Here is a 19,381-nt window from a genome sequence, read left to right on the forward strand (position 1 = left end):
CATTAGCAGTTAAAGCCAAAACGAGGAACAGGAAAGCTTTAGTACGTTTAAAAACATCGAAGTACTGCAAAGTTAGCAGCGCTGCAATTGTAATAAAATCGTAGAGCGCCCAGTTAAGATACAAATTCTCTAAAAGTTTTATATAGCTGCTGAAAATATATGAGCAGAGCATTAATGCAGACAAATAAACAGGAGTCTTATTTTCTTTGTTTATGCTGGAGACCAAACAAAATAGGAAGGCCATTAAAAAGCCCCATTGGGAGAAAGCCGCTACATAATCTATTAGGGCTTCAGATAAGTACATTTAAGCTAGGTTGTGGGCTGAGGCTTTGTCGATTTAAACAAACCACATAGCTTACTTTTTAATTTGTGTAGGCCTAAAAAGTCTCTATCTACAATCAAAGAAACAGCCATCAATAAATCGATTGTAATCACCGAGAAAGTATAAAAATCCCAAAAAAACCATGGTTCACTATTACGTAAAATAAAGGTGTCTAGTTGCATACATAAAGCTAAACTAAGATTCGTAGACAATCCAAAAATTAAATAAAGCAATGAACTAGAGCTTGTTTTAATAAAATGTTTCGCTATGAGGAGTGCAGCTATTGTGCAACCATCGTATATTGCTAAATCTAAATAAGTTAATGCATAAATAGACAACCAATCTAAAAAGTACTCATACGATGAGTATGAAATAAACATGATTAATGAACTGAGTAAAAGGGTAGTATTTCTCTTATTACCAATAGAATAAACAAAAACGTTAAACAAAAAGGCCATCATAAAAGCCCACATTGTAAAAGCTGACAAAGAAAAATGACCAAAAAACTCAGTTAAAAACATCAAGAACCTTTAGTTATTATTTTGGTTTAGGAGCACCAGGTAAAATTGAAGCTTGTCGTTCAGTTCCCATACTAGCTGCCATCGCCTCATTAGAGAAACTTACTGTATCAGATTGTAGGGTTTTAGGGCTAGCAATTTGTTCCGCTGCAGGCTGTAATTGTTGTGTTTTATTGTATGCTTGCATTTGTAATTGGCTATTAGCTGAAACTTGCATTTGATTGATCCTTGTATAAGTTTTAATATTATTTGGCGCAACTTTTAATCACACCATCATGTAGGTAATTGCATTACCTGTTTTAAGCAGTGATAGCTATTTTGCTATCTGACTTATACAAAGCAACCAATGTGCCAACATTTTTTTGACATTAAAAATATATGCTATCAGCAGCACTTTATTAAAACTAACCTAAAACCTTCACTAAACCACAAACTCATCTGACCAGTCTATTATACGCATAAAAAAACGCACAGGGGTAACCGTACGTTTTTTATATCCAGGGAATTTAAGCCACGTATTTACACGGGATCTCCGCACGTGTACTCGGCTTCAAAATATATTCCATCGCAACTTCGTCACAGTTTTCTTTACGAAGGCAAAGCTCGCAATCTTTCATTACTTTTTCTGGTAATGATTCTTTGCTACAAAAAGTAAAACGCTGCTGCTCAAAAAAATCTGGCACTCGCGTTAGTACAATAACGCGGTTAAGCGCCAATTTTTTGGCTTTTGTTAATAAGTGATCTACAAGCTGCCTGCCCTGCCCAGATACAGCACTTTTTGGGTCTATTCCTAAAGAGCGTATTTCAGCAAGACCAGTGTCATAAATGTATAACGACGCACAGCCCGACACTTTGCCATTTATTTCAGTTACGGCAAATTCATTAATTGAATGCACCATGTCGCTTTTAGCACGAGGTAAGTTTTCACCTACGGTTGCCCAGTGTTGTATAAGCGTTGCAATGGCCTCAACATCGTCTAAGTTTGCATCACGAACCGTTATTTGCTGTTTTTTTTTGGCTTCTTTAACAGCATTCGTTACTTGTTCAATAGACGTACCACCAAGCGCTTGACGAGCTTTAATACAGGCATCTATTTCAAGTACTGGGTAAACGTCATCTTCAAATACGTCATTAACCGATTTGTACTGCTCAAGTGAAAGCTCCTCTAGGGTTTTACCTTCACTAATGGCAAGCTGCACCAGCACACCAACAATGTGATGACCTTCTCTAAAGGGCACACCTTTAGCAACCAAGTAGTCAGCGAGTTCTGTTGCATTAGCGTGGCCGCCTTTTGCGGCTGCTAATGTTTTATCACCGTTTACTTTTACGCCTTTAATACACGCTTGTGCCATATGAATACACGCAAGCCATGTTGGCATAGCATCAAATAGGCCTTCTTTGTCTTCTTGCATATCTTTATTGTAAGCAAGGGGTAATGCTTTTAGGGTCATCATCATGGCACTAAACGCGCCAAATACACGCCCAGTTTTACCACGAATGAGCTCTAATGCATCTGGGTTCTTTTTCTGAGGCATTAAAGATGAGCCAGATGTTACATTATCAGCAAGCTCTATAAATCCGGCTTCACCCGAATTATAAAAAATTAAATCTTCAGACATACGTGATAGGTGAATCATCGAAATAGACGCACAACTTAAAAGCTCGACTACAAAGTCACGATCAGATACACCATCAAGGCTATTTTTTGTTGCACCAGTAAAGCCTAAACCTTCGGCTAAAGCTTGGCGATCAATTGGGTAAGCTGTACCGGCTAATGCTCCACTGCCAAGCGGGCAAAAATTCATACGTGCTTTGGCATCTTGTAGGCGGCCTTCATCTCGCTCTAGCATTTCAACGTAGGCCATACACCAATGACTAAATAACACAGGTTGAGCACGTTGCAAGTGAGTGTAACCTGGCAAAATAGTGCCTAGTTCACGCTCTGCAAGGGCAACAAATTCAGCTTTTAATCCGGCTATTGCACCCAGTAAATGATCGGCAGTATCACGGCACCATAATCTAAAGTCGGTAGCTACCTGGTCATTACGGCTTCGGCCTGTGTGTAGCTTTTTAGCTAAATCGCCTACTTTTTCAATTAATGCAGCTTCAACGTGCGAGTGAATATCCTCAGCACCTGATGTTGCTACAGCTTGTGGATCTGCTTTTACTTCTTCAAGCAGTTCGTTTAATGCTGCGACTAATTTTGTATGCTCGTCACTTGAAAGCACATTCACTTGCTCAAGTGCGCCTGCCCATGCCACAGAGCCAATAATATCTTGCTCTGCTAACTGGTAATCGAACGGAAGTGAGTCGTTAAATTGTTTAAACGCCTCATCTGGACCCGTAGAAAAACGTCCGCCCCATAATGCCATGAAATCTCTCCAAACCCTGAAATGCCCCTTTTAAAGGGGCTATAAATAATTTACTTTTTAGCCATTGCTGAAATTCTGCTCGAAAGCGAGAATAAACGAATAAAGCCTTCAGCGTGCGATTGGTCATACACATCGTCTTCACCAAAGGTAGCAAAGTCTTCGCTGTATAAGCTATTAGGTGATTTTTTCTGAACAGCTGTCACTTGGCCTTTGTAAAGCTTAAGTACAACTTCACCCGTTGCTAGTGTAGAAAGTGCTTCTGCGCCGGCTAAAATAGAATCTTTAAGAGGTGTAAACCAACGACCATCATAAACTAAGTGCGAAAACTCACCGCCGAGTACTTCTTTCCATTTACGGCTAGATTTATCAAGTACTAGCTCGTCAATAGCTTGCAGTGCCGCCATAATAACGGTGCCACCTGGCGTTTCGTAACAACCACGCGATTTCATGCCTACTAAACGATTTTCTACAATGTCTACACGCCCAACACCATGTGGTGCTGCGATGTCGTTTAATTTAACTAAACAGTCGTAAGGTTTAAGCTCTTCACCATTTACCGCAACTACTTCGCCTTCGATAACCGTAAGCGTTACATGCTCAGCTTTATCAGGTGCTTGCTCAGGAGAGTTAGTCCAAGTCCACACTTGGTCGCTAGGCTCACACCATGGGTCTTCAAGCTCGCCACCTTCGTGCGAAATATGCCATGCGTTAGCATCACGGCTGTATATTTTTGTTGCAGAAGCAGAGCACGGAATATCACGCTCAGCTAAGTAATCTAGTAATGATTCACGACTCGATAAGTCCCACTCACGCCATGGCGCAATTACTTTTAAATCGGGTGCAAGTGCTGCAAAGCACGATTCAAAACGAACTTGGTCGTTACCTTTACCAGTACAACCATGAGAAAGTGCATCGGCACCTACTTTACGTGCAATTTCAACTTGTGCTTTAGCGATAATTGGGCGCGCCATTGAAGTACCAAGTAAATAAGTACCTTCGTAAATTGAACCGGTTTTAAGCGTTGGGTAAATGTATTCACTTACCATTTCGTCTTTTAAGTCAACTACGTAACACTCAGACGCACCTGATGCGATTGCTTTAGCTTCTACGCCTTCAAGCTCTTCAGCGCCTTGGCCTACATCGGCAACAAACGCGATTACTTCACAATCGTAGTTTTCTTTTAACCATGGCACGATAGCCGACGTATCAAGACCACCTGAATAGGCTAAAACGACTTTTTTAATTGAACTCATAGGTGTTCCTTAACAAAATTTGGATTTAGTAATGTAACTAGCAGAGCATTTTGCGCATGCATGCGATTTTCTGCTTGTTGAATAATTTTAGATGCTGGGCCATCCATTACCTCAGAGGTAATTTCAAACTCACGGTGTGCCGGTTGGCAATGTAATACCGTAGTCGCACCTGTTTGATCTAGCAATGCTTGGTTTAACTGATAAGGCATGTATTTTTCTTTTACAAGCTCAAGTGGCGTGTCATCCCCCATTGAAACCCACGTATCGGCGTAAACAACGTTTGCGCCAACAGCCGCTTCAACACGGTCACTTACCATTACTGATGCGCCATTCATAGCTGCTATTTGTTCAGCCTTTTTAAGAATTTGCGAATCAGGTGAGCTGCCTTTTGGCGTTACCGCTACAAAATCAGTACCAAGCGTTGCCGCTAAGAGCATAAGTGAGTGAGTTACATTATTGCCCTCACCTAAGTAAGCAACTTTAAGCTCGCTCACATCGCCATGTACTTCTTGAAGCGTTAAAAAATCAGCCAATGCTTGGCATGGGTGATATAAATCACACAAGCTATTAACCACAGGCACAGAAGAGTATTCACCTAGCGTTGATAATGTGCTGTGCTGATTAACACGCGCTACAATACCATCAGCCCATGTAGAAATATTAAGTGCGAAATCTTTTACCGATTCACGTGCGCCCATAGCGCCATTTTGCTGATCTAAATATACAGCGTGACCACCTAAGCGATTAATACCAATATCAAATGATAAACGCGTACGTAAACTTTGTTTTTCGAATAACGTAACAACAGACTTGCCCGCTAATACTTGGCTGTATTTCTCTGGATTTGCTTTTAAATCACGCGCTAATTTTAATAAATTAAGTGCGCCTTGTTGGTCTAATTCTAGACCCGTTAAAAAATTCTCTAACATGGTAACCCTATGGTGTAATCTTTGTTCCGACATGCTCGCCTTTTAGCAAAGCAGTTAAGTTTTCTGGCTTTTGCCAACTGGAAATATACACACCTCGTCGTAAATGTTGGGCAGCGTGTAGGCTGGTCTTAACTTTGACCTCCATCCCGCCCAAAATTACTCCTTCATCAATTAAAGTATCAATGTGTTTTGTGTCAAGTTGATGTAGCGGTTGTTTATTTGCATCAAGCACCGCCTCTACATCTGTCATAAATATAAGTTCAGCGTTTAGATTACTGGCAATCGCTGCTGCAGCTTCATCGGCATTCACGTTGTACCAGTTACCTTGCTCGTCAAAGCCAATAGAGCTCACAATAGGTAAGCGGCCAATTTTAAGTAAATCATTAACGATAGAGTCATCATTACTTTTACACTTACCGACTTGGCCAAGTGCTTTTAGCTTTTGCGAAGCACTAACACCGGCTTCATAAAGGCTTAATCCAACAGGTTTATGTCCTGCATTTATGGCTTGGCTTACTAGCTGTTTATTAGCACAGCCAGCAAGTGCGCCTACAATATAAGGCATTTGCTCTTTTGGGCTGATACGCAAGCCCTGGTGCTTTGCACTAGCAAAGCCTGCTTGCTTTAGCCATGTATCAACTAAAGAACCGCCTCCATGCACGATGACAAACTCATCATTGTTTTGCTCATTTAATACATCAAACAAAGCTTTTGCTGCATTTTCTATATTAAGTACTGCACCACCGAGTTTAATTACCCACGTTTTTTTGCTCATTTAAAACGCCCCTTTTAAGCCAGTAGTGTGTTTTAAATTCATGGATAAGTTAATACATTGTAATGCTTGGCCTGCAGCGCCTTTTAATAAATTATCAATAGCAGACATAACGATTAACTGCGTCCCTTGTTGTTGCCAACCAATATCAACATACGGTTGTTGTGCAACACCTTTAATAGACGGTATTTTATTTTCGAGTAGACGAATCAATGGCTCATCTGCAAGTACTTTATAAGCGTCTAAAACGTTTTCCTTGGTAACGCCAAGCTTAAGCTGTACATAAATAGTTTCTAAAATACCACGCGGAAAATTACCTAAATGCGGAGTAAATAGCACTTTGTGACCTAAGTGCTGTTCAATCTCTGGACCGTGGCGGTGGTTAAACAAACCATATGGAACCAGCGACACTTCACAAAAGTGAGTACCTACGCTTGCTTTTCGCCCAGCTCCCGTTACACCCGATACCGCATTAATAATAATATTTTCATCACTTAATAAATCAGCTTGTTTAAGAGGTTTTAGTGCGTTGAGTGCCGCAGTCGGGTAGCAACCTGCCACTGCAACGAGTTGTGCATTTGCTATAGCATCACTATTCCATTCAGCTAAACCGTAGGCCGCTTCGTTTAATAGTTCAGGATGTTGATGCTCAAAACCATAGTAAGTAACGTAATCGTCGTTGCTTGCTAGGCGGTAGCCACCTGATAAATCAAATACCTTTTTTCCCATAGCTAAAAATTGGGGTGCTAAATCAACACTTACCTTATGATCTGTACATAAACAAACATAGTCAGCGCTATTGTTAATGTCATCAAATGCTGAAGCGCTAAGAGGGAGTAAAGGCGTATCGAGTAAGCCTAGGTGCTCAGGATAAAGATCGCTTAGCAATTTATTTTTATCTAAACTACCTTCAGATACATAACAACCTGCTAATTTAAGGTGTGGGTGATTAGCAACTAAGCTTGCTAACTCTGCGCCGCTGTAACCGCTTGCGCCAATAATTACTACATTCATTGATTACTCGTTATTTTAAAATGTATTGCTAAATATATATGTTGTTCGCTTAAGTTAGCTAAATCGCTAAATTAAGACTTAATTTAATGAATTTGTAGATTATCGTCGCATTATTGTCATAGCTTTACTTTAATATATTTATGCTTAAAAAGTGAATTGATATTCATCATAAATACTTTTATATTGTTATGCAATTAAATTGAATAATAATTTTGGATTTTTTTATGCCTTTGCCTTCGTTTATCTCTATGTACCAACAACTCATTGCCGCTCCTTCTATCAGCGCAATAGAAGATACGCTTTGTATGAGTAATAAAAACGTAATTGAACTACTTGCACAGTGGTGTGAAAGCTTAGGCTTTACTTGTGAAATTATAGAGTTAGAAGGTGGTAAAGGCCGCTATAACTTATTAGCTAAGCGCGGCCAAGGTGATGGTGGTTTAATGCTTGCAGGACACACCGATACTGTGCCTTTTGATGATAGCCGTTGGAATCACGATCCATTTAAACTAACGGAACACAATAATAAGTTGTATGGCTTAGGTAGCATTGATATGAAGGGCTTTTTTGCTTTTGTGCTGCAAGCAATTAGTGAACTTGATGAAAAGCAACAAACCCAGCCAATTTTAATACTCGCCACTGCTGATGAAGAAACGACAATGGCGGGTGCTCAGCAAATTTGTAAGCATCCAAATTTAAAACCTGCTCGCTGTATAATTGGCGAACCTACTGATATGACACCAGTATTTACACACAAAGGGCATATGAGTACTGCAATAAGAGTTGTCGGTCGTTCTGGCCATAGCTCCGATCCCGAACGTGGTCTTAACGCCATCGAAGTAATGCATAAAGTGACTACAAAATTACTAAACTTAAAAGAGCTATTAAAGAATAAATATTCAGTAGAGCACTTCAAAATTCCCTACCCTACGTTAAATTTGGGCCATATACATGGTGGCGATAACGCAAATAGAATTTGCGGCTGCTGTGAAATGCACATAGATATGCGCCCATTACCCGGGCTAAGTATAAAAGACTTACAAGCATTACTTATTGATGCAACTAAAGAGATTAATGAGCAATACCCTAATGCAGTTAGTGTAATTGATTTACACGATCCTATACCTGCATTTAGTGGTAGCACCGACAGCGCCTTAGTAAAAATGGCAGAGAAAATAGCGGGACAAAAAGCGGTTGCAGTAAACTATTGTACTGAAGCACCTTTTATACAACAGCTTGGCTGTGAAACAATAGTGATGGGGCCTGGCTCTATTAACCAAGCTCATCAGCCTGATGAGTTTTTAGCTATGGAAAAAATAACACCATCGCAAAAAATGATTACTGACATTATTAAGGCCAATTGCTTTAACGCTTAAAGTAATTACGCATTAAAAAGCAAAAAAGGCGCCAATTGGTGCCTTTTTAGCAACTACTTTAACGCTACTTCATATATTTACTTAAGTACTTTTTAAATACCGGATCTGATTTTGCTAACTCTTTTTGCTCAGTTAAAATTTCTTTCAAAATTTTACCTGAGGTAAGTGGATTAGCAAGTACCACCCTGAATACAACTGTAGGCTGGTTGTCATATTGAACGGGTGTTAAACGTGTTCGCGATACAAACGAACGACCCGATTCACGCTGGCGTTTTTGCATACTGGCAGTAAAACGATTGAGCGATGCAAAAATATCAATACGTGTTTTTTCATCAGCTTCTGCAATAGCTTCCTTAATTTGTTTAGGCACGTAGCGGTAGGTTAATAAGCACAGTTCTGGCTCTGAAATAAGCTCAAAATCTTCATCAGCTTTTATTAAATCAGCAAAATAATGTGCTTTTTTAATGCTGCGATCAATTAGCATTTCATAGCCTTTACGACCAATAACGCGTAAGCATGCATGTACTAACATAGCCATACCAGGCCGGCTGCCTTCAAGTGTATGACTACCTAAATCTTTTGAACCTTTACGTAATATATACTCAGCGTGATGCTCAATTGCATCGGTTGCCGCAGGGTCCTTAAACAGCACTAAACCCGCGCCCATTGGTACATACATTTGTTTGTGTGCATCTATGGTAATAGAGTCTGCGCGCTCAATCCCTTTTAAAAGTGGGCGGTGTGTTTGCGATAAAAGAGTCGCCCCCCCCCACGCTGCATCTACATGAAAATGACAATTTATTTCGTGTGCTAAGTCGGCCATATCATCAAGTGGATCTATATTACCGGTTTCGGTAGTACCAGCTACACCCACAATTGCCATGACTTTAATACCTTGAGCTTCAAGCTCTAGGGCTTTTTCACGCATGGCAGCAACGTCAACTTTATTATTTTTGCAGGTTTTAATACCAATTAAATTTTCACGGCCAATGCCCAGCAAATCAACCGACTTACCTAGAGAGTAATGCCCGCGTTCAGAAATTAATACCGCCAATCCTTTGTAACCATAATGCAGCATGCCAGCAATTAAACCCTGTGCCCCAATTCCTTTAAAACTACCTTGGGGTTTTAATAAACGGTTGCGTGCAATCCAAAGTGCAGTAATGTTAGCTACAGTGCCACCAGAGCAAAAAGCGCCTAATGATGTTTTAGCGCTATGCATCCATTTAGAATAAAAGTCATCATCCTGCCCATAAGCCAAATGATGCATCATTCCAAGTACTTGTCGTTCAAGTGGGGTAAACGCTTTTGAGGTTTCTATTTTTACTAAGTTTTGATTAAGACCCACCATTAGCTTTGAAAGCGGCAGTAAAAAATGCGGTAATGCCGACGTCATATGCCCAATAAAGCTAGGTGCAGCCGTATGCACAGAATGGGCAACTAATTGGTCCATAATATCTTGTGCATAGGCAGATACAAACGTTGGATCTTCTGGGATCACTGCCGATTGAAAGTCTTTTTCAATTTCGTGTAATGGTTTTTCAATTGCCGCAATATTTTCGTTTAGAAATCCTGCTAAATTACTCGAAATTTCAAGCTCTATTTTGCTTAAAGTTGAGTCTGGCGCTTCAGGTACAGTAAATATACGCTTAAGGCTTTCTTTAGAGGCGACGGCACAACGCTTTTGATCCATCTTTATACCTAGTGTGTGTGTAGCTAAAACACGTATTTACCTATTAAAAATGTCAAATTAAGACATTATTTTAAGCAACCGTGTTTCTTTAAAAATTGCGCTAACTTTACTGCAATATAACTAAAATGTCTCGTTTAAACCCATAAAAGCAATCAAAGCGATGACAAAAAAATGATAATTTAATTAATATTCAACTAAACCCAATTATTTATTGGGCATTTGTTTATTTTGCGTATAATAAATTTGATATCAAAAAAGGGACACACATGCTTAAAGGAAGAGTAAAAGTTAGTTGGATTATGGCTGGTTTTAGCTTGTTTTTAATAAGTTTACTTACCTATGTTTACTACACTTACCAGACTACACGTGCTGAGATAATGCAGTCGGTTGATAACCGCTTGTTAAATGCAGCCACCAGCGTTAAACATATTTTAGGTGAAAAATACTTAATTGCAGTAAACCAAGGCAACAATGTAAGCTTTGCTGACTATCAAAATAAAAGCAAACAGCTTTCTGAGTTTGCTCAAGCCCTTGATATTGCATATGTATATTCGATGATACTAAAAGATGGCAAAGTACATTTTAGTTCATCAAGCTACACGCAAGACGATCAAGATAATGGAAAAGTGACTCAATTTTTAGACCTCTACCCTGAAGCCACCGACGCTAACATAAGCGCATTTTATTCTACTGAGCCTGTGTTTGAAATTTCGAGTGATCAGTGGGGTCATTTTAAAACTATTTTTATTCCCTTTGTTGACCCAATTAACGGCAAAACCTACTTAACCGGTGCCGATATAACTATTTATAATTTAAACCAGCAACTTAAAGAGAGTGTATCGAAGGCTGCTGCTATGGCGAGCTTTTTCTTTTTTATCGCCATATTAGTTTCTGCTATCTATATATATTTATTAAAACGCTCGTTAGCGACCGACTCAAGTACAGGTTTTTCAAACCATATAGCGCTTGAATACTACATAAAAAAAAGCAATGCCCATCATATGCAATTAGCCGTAATTTGGGTTAATGAAATAGAAGACATAAACAGTTTTTACGGCACCGAAGTAGGCGATAAAGTGATGAAAAATTTGCTTACTCACTTTAAACTTCGCAGTTCTACAAATTGCTATATATACCGTTTAGCTACCAATAAAATTGTGTTACTTGCACCTAAAGAAATGAGTAATGATGAATTTACCGAGCTTGTTAAAACTTACAACTTTAATACGCCCGTTTTAACCGACCCTTTTATTTATATAACTCTGTGTGCCGGTATTGCTAGCGGTAATAAATCATTACTACTTGAAAATGCTCATATTGCAGCGCTGCAAGCTAAAGAAGGCCGCCACAGTATAGTGAACTATTCAAAAGCCCTGCACGATGTAAAAACGCAATATCAATACAATGTAGAAATGGCTAAAGAGGTTCGCGAAGCATTTGATAACAATCGAATAGTCCCTTACTTTCAGCCAATAGTTGATACAACTACAGATAAAATTGTGCAATACGAATGTTTAGCGCGCATGGTCACGGCCCAAGGTGAAATATTAAAACCCGACGCATTTTTAAATGTAGTAACTCGCTCAAGAATGGATGGCTTACTAACTCGTACTATATTTTCGCAATGTGTAAGCCGCTTTAGAAAAACCAGTATTTGCTGGAGCCTAAATATAACCGCACAAGATATGCTTGACCCTAATTTAAGTGAATTCATTGCCTATGAACTTAAACGTTACCCGCACCCAGGTAATATCACGTTAGAGCTTTTAGAAACCCAAGCTATTGCTAACTTCTCAGAAGTAAAAGCCTTTATTGGTATGGTAAAAGCAAAAGGTGTAAAAGTAATTATTGATGACTTTGGTAGCGGTTATTCAAACATATCAAATGTACTAAAACTTGAAGTAGATGGAATAAAGTTAGATGGCGCACTAATAAAACAAATAGTAAACGATAAAGATATTTACTTGTTTATCGAACATATAGCGAGTTTTGCAAACCAATTAGGGCTAAAACTAATAGCTGAATCAGTTGAAAATACCACCATAGTAACGGCGCTAAAAAAAGCAAATGTGGCACTGATGCAAGGCAATTACTTTGCTCATCCAGCGCCACACGTTAATACTGTAACTGAAGAAGAAACAATACTTTAAAGATTAATAACTAAACGGTGGCTTTGTTGGCCACTAGCCCAGTATTTACGCTCAAAGGGTGTAATTGCATCATCTGACTCATACAATGTTACATCGCAAGGGTTGCCAGTTAGCGCAAGCGCCCTTGCAAACTCTTTTACGTAAATATCCCAGTTACTGCGTACTTCTAATTGCCCGCCTAGCTTAACAATAAACGGAAAAATAGCCGCACCGTGCCACCTGCGCTGAATATGCTTAGATTTAGGCCACGGGTTAGGGTAAAGCAAATAATGATGTGTAGGCTGCCAGTTAGCTGCAACCGCTAAACGCCAAAAGTCGTTTAAATCGGCTTGCACTAAAATATACTGCCCGCTATCTGTTTGCTTGTATTCTACGTCGTGTTTATCAAGTCGATGAGACGATTTATCAATACCTATAACCAGTGCATCGGGGTGGCGCTTAGCTAAGTTCGCGCTACTCTCACCTACTCCACAACACGAGTCTAAAATAAGCGGGCCATTAAAGGCCTGTACTTTAGCGTTTACTTCATCAAACGCTTTTTGAGTATGCTCAGCAATTGGCTTTTTAAACTCAGCGTTTAAATGTTTATTAACTATTTCATCAAGCTTTTCGTGAATACCTGCTTGGTTAGATACAATACTGCGTGAATTTGCATCGCTCATTAGTGTCTTAGCCCCACACCTTTTTTAATTAGCGTAAGTGCTAAAGTAAATAATACCGTAATAAATACTAAAATAACCCCAAGTGCTACGCTTAAATCAACATCCGACACACCTAAAAAGCCGTAACGGAATGCATTAACCATGTATATAATTGGATTAATTTGCGACACATTTTGCCAAAATTCAGGTAATAGTGTAATCGAATAAAATACACCACCTAAGTATGTTAAGGGCGTTAAAATAAAGGTAGGAATGATACTAATATCATCAAAGCTATTTGCGTAAATCGCGTTAATTAACCCACCTAATGCAAATACAGCTGACGTTAAAATAACTGTCGCCATAATTACAAATATATTATGTATTTGAATATCAACAAATAACAACGATACACAGGTCACTATAAAGCCAACCATCATGCCTCGAGTCATACCGCCGCCCATATAGCCAAGTACAATAATGTAATTAGGTACAGGTGCAACAAGTAGCTCTTCAATGCTTTTTTGAAATTTAGTTGAGTAAAAACTAGAGGCCACATTAGAGTAGGAGTTAGTTATGACCGACATCATTATAAGTCCAGGTACGATAAACTCCATGTAGCTAAAGCCGCCCATATCACCAATACGTGAGCCAATTAAATTACCAAAAATAACAAAGTATAAACTCATTGTAATCGCTGGCGGTACTAGGGTTTGCACCCAAATACGTAAAAAACGAATACACTCTTTAATCCATAAACTTTTTAGCGCTACGCCATACTTAAACATTTATTCGCCCCGCCCTTGCTCTAGTAGTCCTACAAATAACTCTTCTAACCTGTTTGCTTTGTTACGCATGCTTAATACCGTATTACCTTGCTCAGTAAGCGCACTAAACACAGCATTTAAGCCTTGTGACTTAGCAACTTCGACTTCAATTGTATGATCGTCCGTCATTGTAAATTTATAGCCTTCAAGCGTTACAGGGTTGGCTGGCATTTTCAAATCTAAAATAAAGGTTTCTTTATCAAGCTTTGCTAGCAACGCTTTAATCGTCGTGTTTTCAACAATACGACCGGTATCAATAATGGCAATGTTTTTACACAATAGCTCTGCTTCTTCTAAGTAATGGGTAGTTAGGATAATTGTTACGCCTTGCTCATTAATTTGACGTAAAAAATCCCACATTGAACGACGAAGCTCTATATCAACCCCTGCTGTTGGTTCATCAAGTATAAGCAGCTTCGGTTCGTGCATAAGTGCGCGAGCAATCATTAATCGGCGCTTCATACCGCCAGAAAGCGTGCGTGCCTGCTTGTCTTTTTTCTCTAATAAACCTAGTTGCTTTAAATACTTATCAGCGCGTTTGTGCGCCTCGCTGCGAGTAACACCATAATAACCTGCTTGGTTAACCAGTATTTGCCCTAACGTTTCAAACTGGCTAAAGTTAAACTCTTGCGGAACAAGCCCTAAATGCGCTTTAGCTGCCTCTAAGTCTGTATCAATATTGTGCCCAAATACTTCAACCTTGCCTTTTGTTTTATTAACCAAAGACGATATAACACCTATGGTGGTCGATTTACCCGCGCCATTAGGGCCTAATAAAGCAAAAAAATCGCCCTCATTAACTTGTAAATCAACACCTTTAATAGCCTCTACGCCATTTTTATAAACCTTGGTAAGGCCTTCTATATTTAAAGCAATATTTTGCTTACTCATTATTTACCCTCACCATAACCCCAACGTTTTGTTAGGTTATGTTCAATGTTTAAATGATCTAAAATTCGCGCCACCATAAAATCAACTAAGTCTTCTATGCTTTGCGGTTTATGATAAAAGCCAGGCGCTGCGGGCATAATAGTCACCCCTAAACGAGATAACTTAAGCATATTTTCCAGATGGATTTCGTTGAATGGCGTTTCACGTGGTACTAAAATTAATTGTCCGCGCTCTTTGATAACAACATCGGCGGCGCGCTCTAGTAGATTATCTGACGCACCTACCGAAATTGCCGAAACAGAGCCTGCACTACAAGGGCATACTACCATTTTTTTAGGTGCCGCAGAGCCTGAGGCTACCGGACTAAACCAATTGTCTTTACCGAATACTTTTAACTGCTCATCTTTAGCGTTAAATAAAGTACTTAGCTGTTCAGTTGCTTTGTTTTCGTTGCCAGATAACTTTATATTTGATTCTGTATCAAGTACCACACGGGCTGCGCTTGATATAAGTACGTACACTTGAAATTGCTGTTCAAGTAATACTTCAAGTAGTCTTAAGCCATATGGTGCACCTGAAGCGCCACTAAATGCCAGTGTGATTCTGTCTTTAAATTGCACATTATTCTCCGCTGTATTTATTACTCAAACCATCAACAAGCTGTTGATGAAGACCATTAAAGCCGCCATTACTCATAATTAGAATGTGCTGATCAGGTTTTATATTTGCAAGTACACTGTTAATAATAGTTTGCGTGCTGTTAAAGCATTGCATACCCGCTTTATCTGCTTGCTCTTTCAGTGACCAACTTAAGTTATCTGGTTCAAATAAAAGTACATCGTCAGCATCGCGTAACGAATCAAGCAATGTATGCTGATGTACTCCCATTTTCATGGTGTTTGAACGAGGCTCTAAAATAGCGATAATTTTTTCATCGCCTACTTTTGCTCGAAGCCCAGCAATTGTGGTTTTAATAGCTGTTGGATGGTGCGCAAAATCGTCGTACACTTTAATGTTATTTATATTTGCTTTAAGCTCCATTCGCCTTTTAGGGCTAATAAATTCCCCAAGTGCAGCAATACTATGATCTATAGCAATACCTACATGGCGCGCCGCAGCTATAGCCATAATAGCATTTTTAACATTATGCTCGCCAATTGCCTGCCAGTTAACAGTGCCTTGGTGTTCATTATTTAACAGTACATTAAATTCACTGCCGTCGGCTTTTATTAACTCGTACGTCCAATCGCCATCAAGCGTTTCGCTTTCACTCCATAAGCCTTGGTTAATAACATCGCTAAGTGCTACATCTTGCTTTGGCCAAATAACTTTGCCGCTTTGAGGTAATGTACGCATTAAATGATGAAATTGTTTTTTAATTGCATTTAAATCTTCAAAAATATCTGCGTGATCAAATTCAAGATTATTTAAAATTAGCGTACGCGGTAAATAGTGAACAAACTTACTACGCTTATCAAAAAAGGCGGTATCGTACTCATCGGCTTCAATTACAAAAAACGGGGTTTCGCCCACTTTGGCCGACACACCAAAATTTTGTACTATGCCACCAATTAAAAAACCTGGTTTTAAGCCTGCATATTCAAGTATCCACGCCAACATGCTCGCTGTAGTGGTTTTGCCATGTGTGCCAGCTACAGCAAGCACCCATGAGTTTTGTAATAAATTATGCTTAAGCCACTCAGGACCTGACGTATAAGGTAGGCCTTTATCTAACACATACTCTACACACGGGTTACCACGGCTCATTGCATTACCAATTACCACCATATCTGGTTTAGGCTCTAACTGGTTTACGTTGAAACCTTGAGTCAGCTCAATACCTAACTCTTCAAGTTGCGTGCTCATTGGCGGGTAAACATTTTGATCCGACCCAGTTACCTTATGGCCAAGTGACTTAGCTATAGCTGCTATACCGCCCATAAAGGTGCCGCAAATGCCTAAAATATGTATATGCATAACTTTTATTTAATCCTTCACTGCTTTGCACGTCTGCAAATTTAATGGCGCTATAATGCCAAATTTCGCGCTTAGTTACTATGCACGTATACACAATTCACTAATGCCTAAATACGGCTAATTAGAAATAAAAAAGCCCTCTTAACAAAGAGGGCTTTTACTTTTAAGCTAAACTACAATGTTAAAAAAACAATTAATCCAACGCCTAGTAGCAATCTGTAAATCACAAATGGCAACATCCCCATTCGCTCAATTACTTTTAAAAACATAAATATACATGCATAAGCTGATAAAAACGAAAGCGCTACACCTAATAATAATGTGCTCCAATCAACAACGTGGTCACCTAACGCAAGCTCCACAGTGTAATAAAGGCCCATCATAGAAATAATTGGTATTGCTAATAAAAATGAGAAACGCGCAGCACTTTGTTTATTCATACCCAGCATTAAACCAGCTGTCATGGTGATACCTGAGCGAGAAGTTCCTGGGATCATGGCAACAGCTTGTGCAAAGCCGATAATAAGTGCCGTTTTCCAGTTAAGCTGATAAATCGTTTTAATTTGCTTGCCCTTGGCATCTGCGTACCAAAGCAATAAACCAAATACGATTGTGGTAGTTGCTATTACCCAAGCGCTTCTTAAATAAAGCTCTATAAAGTCTTTTAAAAGCAGCCCTAAAATAGCAGCTGGAATAGTACCAAGAATAATCCACCAGCCTAATTTACTATCGTCTGTAGTACCTTGATCACCAAACGATTTAAACCAAGCCGTGAGTATATCGGCAACCTCTTTTCTAAAATAAATTACTACGGCTATTAATGTCCCTACATGTACTGCTACATCAAAGGCTAAGCCTTGATCTTCCCAGCCTAATATTTGCGAAGGTAAAATTAAATGTGCTGAGCTTGAGATAGGTAAAAACTCAGTAAATCCTTGTATCAGGGCTAAAACAATTATTTCTATAATGCTCATGGGTTAGAAAACTCCACCTTCCATAGTTTTTGTTGAGGGTTGTTATACTCACCCCAAAGCTCAGCTATGGTTTGCTTTGCTACAGGGTGATAAAAATTAGGGGCTACTTCAGACAGTGGCTGAAGTACAAATGCATTTTTTGTTATTTCGTCGCGTGGTAATTGTGCTGGAGAGTCGCAAATAACATCATCATAAAATAATAAGTCTAAATCGAGTGTACGAGGACTAAACTTTTTATCATGCGCGTTACGACCATTATCTCGCTCGATTTGCTTTAATAAGGCACACACATCATGCAATTTCATATCAGTACTTGCAGCAACAACAGAATTGTAAAAGTTATTTCCTGCAAAGCCTACTGCCTCACTTTCAAATACTGACGAATGCACGATATGCTCAAAGTGTTGCCTAAGGGCTATCAGTGCGCATTGTATATAATGCGCTTTATTTATATTTGAGCCTAAGCTGATATAAATTTGCGCCATTTAATCACAAACCTTAGTGCGAGTAATTTCTACACCAACAGTTTTTGCTTGAGGTACTGCTGCAGGTTTGCTTACTCTTATAGTCACTTTTGGTGTATTAAATTCGGTTAGTATTATTTTTGCTAACTGCTCTACCAGTGTTTCTAGTAATTCAACTGGTTTTGCTGTGCTGTGCTCAATAATACGTTCGCTTACTTTAGCGTAATCAAGCGCTAAGTTAATATCGTCGTTTTCTGCTGCAGGTTTAATATCACTAAGCATTTCAATATCAAAATAAAGGCTCTGTTTACTTTCTTTTTCAAAATCGTACACGCCAATAATCGTGTCGACGTGCAATTGAGATATAAAAACCTTATCCATTGATACTCCAAATAACAATAAACTACTAAGCATCAGTAAAATTAATACTGTATATGGTTTAGCCAGTGTTTAAATATGTAAAAATAACTTCTACAATAGCAAATTAACTAAGCTAGCTATTAAATAGGCTGTTAATAATTTTTACGATAAATTTTGTCGCCAATAATAGCTTAAAAGTACCCTCAATTGGTATAGCAATTAAAAAATAAGGAAGCGCGTGTTAGCCACATTAATGTTTGTTTTAGCTTATTTACTTGGGTCGATTTCGTCGGCTATTTTAGTGTCGCGGCTATTCAAACTTCCAGATCCTCGTAATAGTGGTTCAAATAACCCTGGCGCTACAAATGTCTATAGACTAGGTGGGACGTTTCCTGCGTGTTTGGTATTGGTTTTTGATATTTTAAAAGGCACGATCCCCGTTTGGGGCGCTTATTTTTTAAAGCTAGAACCTTTAGAGCTTGGCTTAGTAGCCGTAGCTGCATGTTTAGGGCATATGTACCCTGTATTTTTTAGCTTCAAAGGCGGAAAAGCAGTCGCCACAGCATTTGGCTCATTGCTACCTATTGGTTTATCTTTGGCTGGCTTATTAATTTGTACATGGTTGGTTATTGTTGCAATAACGCGTTACTCTTCTCTTGCTGCGCTTGTGGCTGTCTCTTTAGCGCCGCTATATACTTGGTTAATAAAACCGCTTTATACTTTGCCTGTTGCGTTTATTACGCTGTTAATCATTTTTCGCCACCGCACTAATATAATTCGTTTATTTAGCGGAGACGAACCAAAAGTGGGCGCTAAAAAAGCCCCCACTGATGACAAAAAACACTAGC

General features: G+C 39.1%; 19 protein-coding genes. 3 read left to right on the forward strand and 16 right to left on the reverse strand.

Going from position 1 to position 19,381, the window contains the following annotated elements:
• Nucleotides 1–309: 309 nt before the first annotated feature.
• The 7 genes from ATS74_RS09570 to argC form a co-directional block, all read right to left on the reverse strand.
• Nucleotides 310–843: a hypothetical protein gene (locus ATS74_RS09570; protein WP_058548666.1), complete on the reverse strand. Its 534-nt coding sequence runs from the start codon at nucleotides 841–843 to the stop codon at nucleotides 310–312.
• Nucleotides 844–859: 16 nt separating this feature from the next.
• Entirely contained in the window at nucleotides 860–1,057 is a 198-nt protein-coding gene (locus ATS74_RS09575) for a hypothetical protein (protein ID WP_058548667.1), read from the reverse strand.
• 289 nt (nucleotides 1,058–1,346) lie between these two features.
• Nucleotides 1,347–3,212, reverse strand: coding sequence for an argininosuccinate lyase (gene argH, locus ATS74_RS09580; RefSeq protein ID WP_058548668.1), 1,866 nt, complete (start codon nucleotides 3,210–3,212; stop codon nucleotides 1,347–1,349).
• 50 nt (nucleotides 3,213–3,262) lie between these two features.
• Nucleotides 3,263–4,465: an argininosuccinate synthase gene (locus ATS74_RS09585; RefSeq protein WP_058548669.1), complete on the reverse strand. Its 1,203-nt coding sequence runs from the start codon at nucleotides 4,463–4,465 to the stop codon at nucleotides 3,263–3,265.
• Nucleotides 4,462–5,394, reverse strand: coding sequence for an ornithine carbamoyltransferase (locus ATS74_RS09590; protein WP_058548670.1), 933 nt, complete (start codon nucleotides 5,392–5,394; stop codon nucleotides 4,462–4,464). Before ATS74_RS09590 ends, ATS74_RS09585 begins: the two co-directional genes overlap by 4 nt.
• A 7-nt stretch (nucleotides 5,395–5,401) precedes the next feature.
• Nucleotides 5,402–6,169 (reverse strand): acetylglutamate kinase, encoded by a 768-nt coding sequence (gene argB, locus ATS74_RS09595; RefSeq protein WP_058548671.1) that lies wholly within the window; start codon nucleotides 6,167–6,169, stop codon nucleotides 5,402–5,404.
• The gene (gene argC, locus ATS74_RS09600; RefSeq protein ID WP_058548672.1) at nucleotides 6,170–7,180 is read right to left on the reverse strand and encodes an N-acetyl-gamma-glutamyl-phosphate reductase; all 1,011 of its coding nucleotides are present in this window, start codon (nucleotides 7,178–7,180) and stop codon (nucleotides 6,170–6,172) included.
• Between the two features lie 224 nt (nucleotides 7,181–7,404).
• Between argC and argE the strand changes: the two genes are divergently transcribed.
• On the forward strand, nucleotides 7,405–8,556 hold the full coding sequence (argE, locus tag ATS74_RS09605) for an acetylornithine deacetylase (RefSeq protein WP_058548673.1): 1,152 nt from the start codon (nucleotides 7,405–7,407) through the stop codon (nucleotides 8,554–8,556).
• A gap of 64 nt (nucleotides 8,557–8,620) precedes the next feature.
• Here argE and panP read toward each other — a convergent pair whose 3' ends face one another.
• Nucleotides 8,621–10,249 (reverse strand): pyridoxal-dependent aspartate 1-decarboxylase PanP, encoded by a 1,629-nt coding sequence (panP, locus tag ATS74_RS09610; RefSeq protein WP_058548674.1) that lies wholly within the window; start codon nucleotides 10,247–10,249, stop codon nucleotides 8,621–8,623.
• Nucleotides 10,250–10,515: 266 nt separating this feature from the next.
• On the opposite strand from panP, the gene ATS74_RS09615 reads away from it, so the two are divergent.
• Complete coding sequence (locus ATS74_RS09615) at nucleotides 10,516–12,399, forward strand: bifunctional diguanylate cyclase/phosphodiesterase (protein ID WP_058548675.1); 1,884 nt, start codon at nucleotides 10,516–10,518, stop codon at nucleotides 12,397–12,399.
• On the opposite strand, the gene trmB is transcribed toward ATS74_RS09615, so the two are convergent.
• The 8 genes from trmB to folB all read right to left on the reverse strand — a co-directional run bounded on the left by trmB (nucleotide 12,396) and on the right by folB (nucleotide 18,554).
• Entirely contained in the window at nucleotides 12,396–13,061 is a 666-nt protein-coding gene (gene trmB / locus ATS74_RS09620) for a tRNA (guanine(46)-N(7))-methyltransferase TrmB (RefSeq protein WP_058548676.1), read from the reverse strand. The two genes, ATS74_RS09615 and trmB, sit on opposite strands and share 4 nt — an antisense overlap.
• Nucleotides 13,061–13,828 (reverse strand): ABC transporter permease, encoded by a 768-nt coding sequence (locus ATS74_RS09625; RefSeq protein ID WP_058548677.1) that lies wholly within the window; start codon nucleotides 13,826–13,828, stop codon nucleotides 13,061–13,063. Before ATS74_RS09625 ends, trmB begins: the two co-directional genes overlap by 1 nt.
• Nucleotides 13,829–14,758 (reverse strand): ABC transporter ATP-binding protein, encoded by a 930-nt coding sequence (locus ATS74_RS09630; protein ID WP_058548678.1) that lies wholly within the window; start codon nucleotides 14,756–14,758, stop codon nucleotides 13,829–13,831.
• Entirely contained in the window at nucleotides 14,758–15,378 is a 621-nt protein-coding gene (locus ATS74_RS09635; protein ID WP_058548679.1) for a flavin prenyltransferase UbiX, read from the reverse strand. The genes ATS74_RS09630 and ATS74_RS09635 overlap by 1 nt, the downstream gene beginning before the upstream one ends.
• Before the next feature lies 1 nt (nucleotide 15,379).
• Nucleotides 15,380–16,735, reverse strand: coding sequence for a UDP-N-acetylmuramate:L-alanyl-gamma-D-glutamyl-meso-diaminopimelate ligase (gene mpl, locus ATS74_RS09640; protein WP_058548680.1), 1,356 nt, complete (start codon nucleotides 16,733–16,735; stop codon nucleotides 15,380–15,382).
• Between the two features lie 173 nt (nucleotides 16,736–16,908).
• Entirely contained in the window at nucleotides 16,909–17,709 is an 801-nt protein-coding gene (locus tag ATS74_RS09645) for an undecaprenyl-diphosphate phosphatase (RefSeq protein WP_058548681.1), read from the reverse strand.
• A complete protein-coding gene (gene folK, locus ATS74_RS09650) occupies nucleotides 17,706–18,194 on the reverse strand; it encodes a 2-amino-4-hydroxy-6-hydroxymethyldihydropteridine diphosphokinase (RefSeq protein WP_058548682.1) in 489 nt (162 codons plus the stop codon). Before folK ends, ATS74_RS09645 begins: the two co-directional genes overlap by 4 nt.
• A complete protein-coding gene (folB, locus tag ATS74_RS09655) occupies nucleotides 18,195–18,554 on the reverse strand; it encodes a dihydroneopterin aldolase (protein ID WP_058548683.1) in 360 nt (119 codons plus the stop codon).
• A 217-nt stretch (nucleotides 18,555–18,771) separates the two neighbouring features.
• Here folB and plsY point away from each other — a divergent pair, with 217 nt between their 5' ends.
• Complete coding sequence (gene plsY, locus ATS74_RS09660) at nucleotides 18,772–19,380, forward strand: glycerol-3-phosphate 1-O-acyltransferase PlsY (protein WP_058548684.1); 609 nt, start codon at nucleotides 18,772–18,774, stop codon at nucleotides 19,378–19,380.
• Nucleotide 19,381: the final 1 nt, after the last annotated feature.

Source organism: Pseudoalteromonas sp. H103, from assembly GCF_001469205.1.
Taxonomy (GTDB): Bacteria; Pseudomonadota; Gammaproteobacteria; order Enterobacterales; family Alteromonadaceae; genus Pseudoalteromonas; species Pseudoalteromonas carrageenovora.

Bases quoted from the DNA above. Each gene is read 5' to 3' on its own strand.
- ATS74_RS09570 (WP_058548666.1), bottom strand. From the start codon at position 843: ATGTTTTTAACTGAGTTTTTTGGTCATTTTTCTTTGTCAGCTTTTACA.
- ATS74_RS09575 (WP_058548667.1), bottom strand. From the start codon at position 1,057: ATGCAAGTTTCAGCTAATAGCCAATTACAAATGCAAGCATACAATAAA.
- argH (WP_058548668.1), bottom strand. From the start codon at position 3,212: ATGGCATTATGGGGCGGACGTTTTTCTACGGGTCCAGATGAGGCGTTT.
- ATS74_RS09585 (WP_058548669.1), bottom strand. From the start codon at position 4,465: ATGAGTTCAATTAAAAAAGTCGTTTTAGCCTATTCAGGTGGTCTTGAT.
- ATS74_RS09590 (WP_058548670.1), bottom strand. From the start codon at position 5,394: ATGTTAGAGAATTTTTTAACGGGTCTAGAATTAGACCAACAAGGCGCA.
- argB (WP_058548671.1), bottom strand. From the start codon at position 6,169: ATGAGCAAAAAAACGTGGGTAATTAAACTCGGTGGTGCAGTACTTAAT.
- argC (WP_058548672.1), bottom strand. From the start codon at position 7,180: ATGAATGTAGTAATTATTGGCGCAAGCGGTTACAGCGGCGCAGAGTTA.
- argE (WP_058548673.1), top strand. From the start codon at position 7,405: ATGCCTTTGCCTTCGTTTATCTCTATGTACCAACAACTCATTGCCGCT.
- panP (WP_058548674.1), bottom strand. From the start codon at position 10,249: ATGGATCAAAAGCGTTGTGCCGTCGCCTCTAAAGAAAGCCTTAAGCGT.
- ATS74_RS09615 (WP_058548675.1), top strand. From the start codon at position 10,516: ATGCTTAAAGGAAGAGTAAAAGTTAGTTGGATTATGGCTGGTTTTAGC.
- trmB (WP_058548676.1), bottom strand. From the start codon at position 13,061: ATGAGCGATGCAAATTCACGCAGTATTGTATCTAACCAAGCAGGTATT.
- ATS74_RS09625 (WP_058548677.1), bottom strand. From the start codon at position 13,828: ATGTTTAAGTATGGCGTAGCGCTAAAAAGTTTATGGATTAAAGAGTGT.
- ATS74_RS09630 (WP_058548678.1), bottom strand. From the start codon at position 14,758: ATGAGTAAGCAAAATATTGCTTTAAATATAGAAGGCCTTACCAAGGTT.
- mpl (WP_058548680.1), bottom strand. From the start codon at position 16,735: ATGCATATACATATTTTAGGCATTTGCGGCACCTTTATGGGCGGTATA.
- ATS74_RS09645 (WP_058548681.1), bottom strand. From the start codon at position 17,709: ATGAGCATTATAGAAATAATTGTTTTAGCCCTGATACAAGGATTTACT.
- folK (WP_058548682.1), bottom strand. From the start codon at position 18,194: ATGGCGCAAATTTATATCAGCTTAGGCTCAAATATAAATAAAGCGCAT.
- folB (WP_058548683.1), bottom strand. From the start codon at position 18,554: ATGGATAAGGTTTTTATATCTCAATTGCACGTCGACACGATTATTGGC.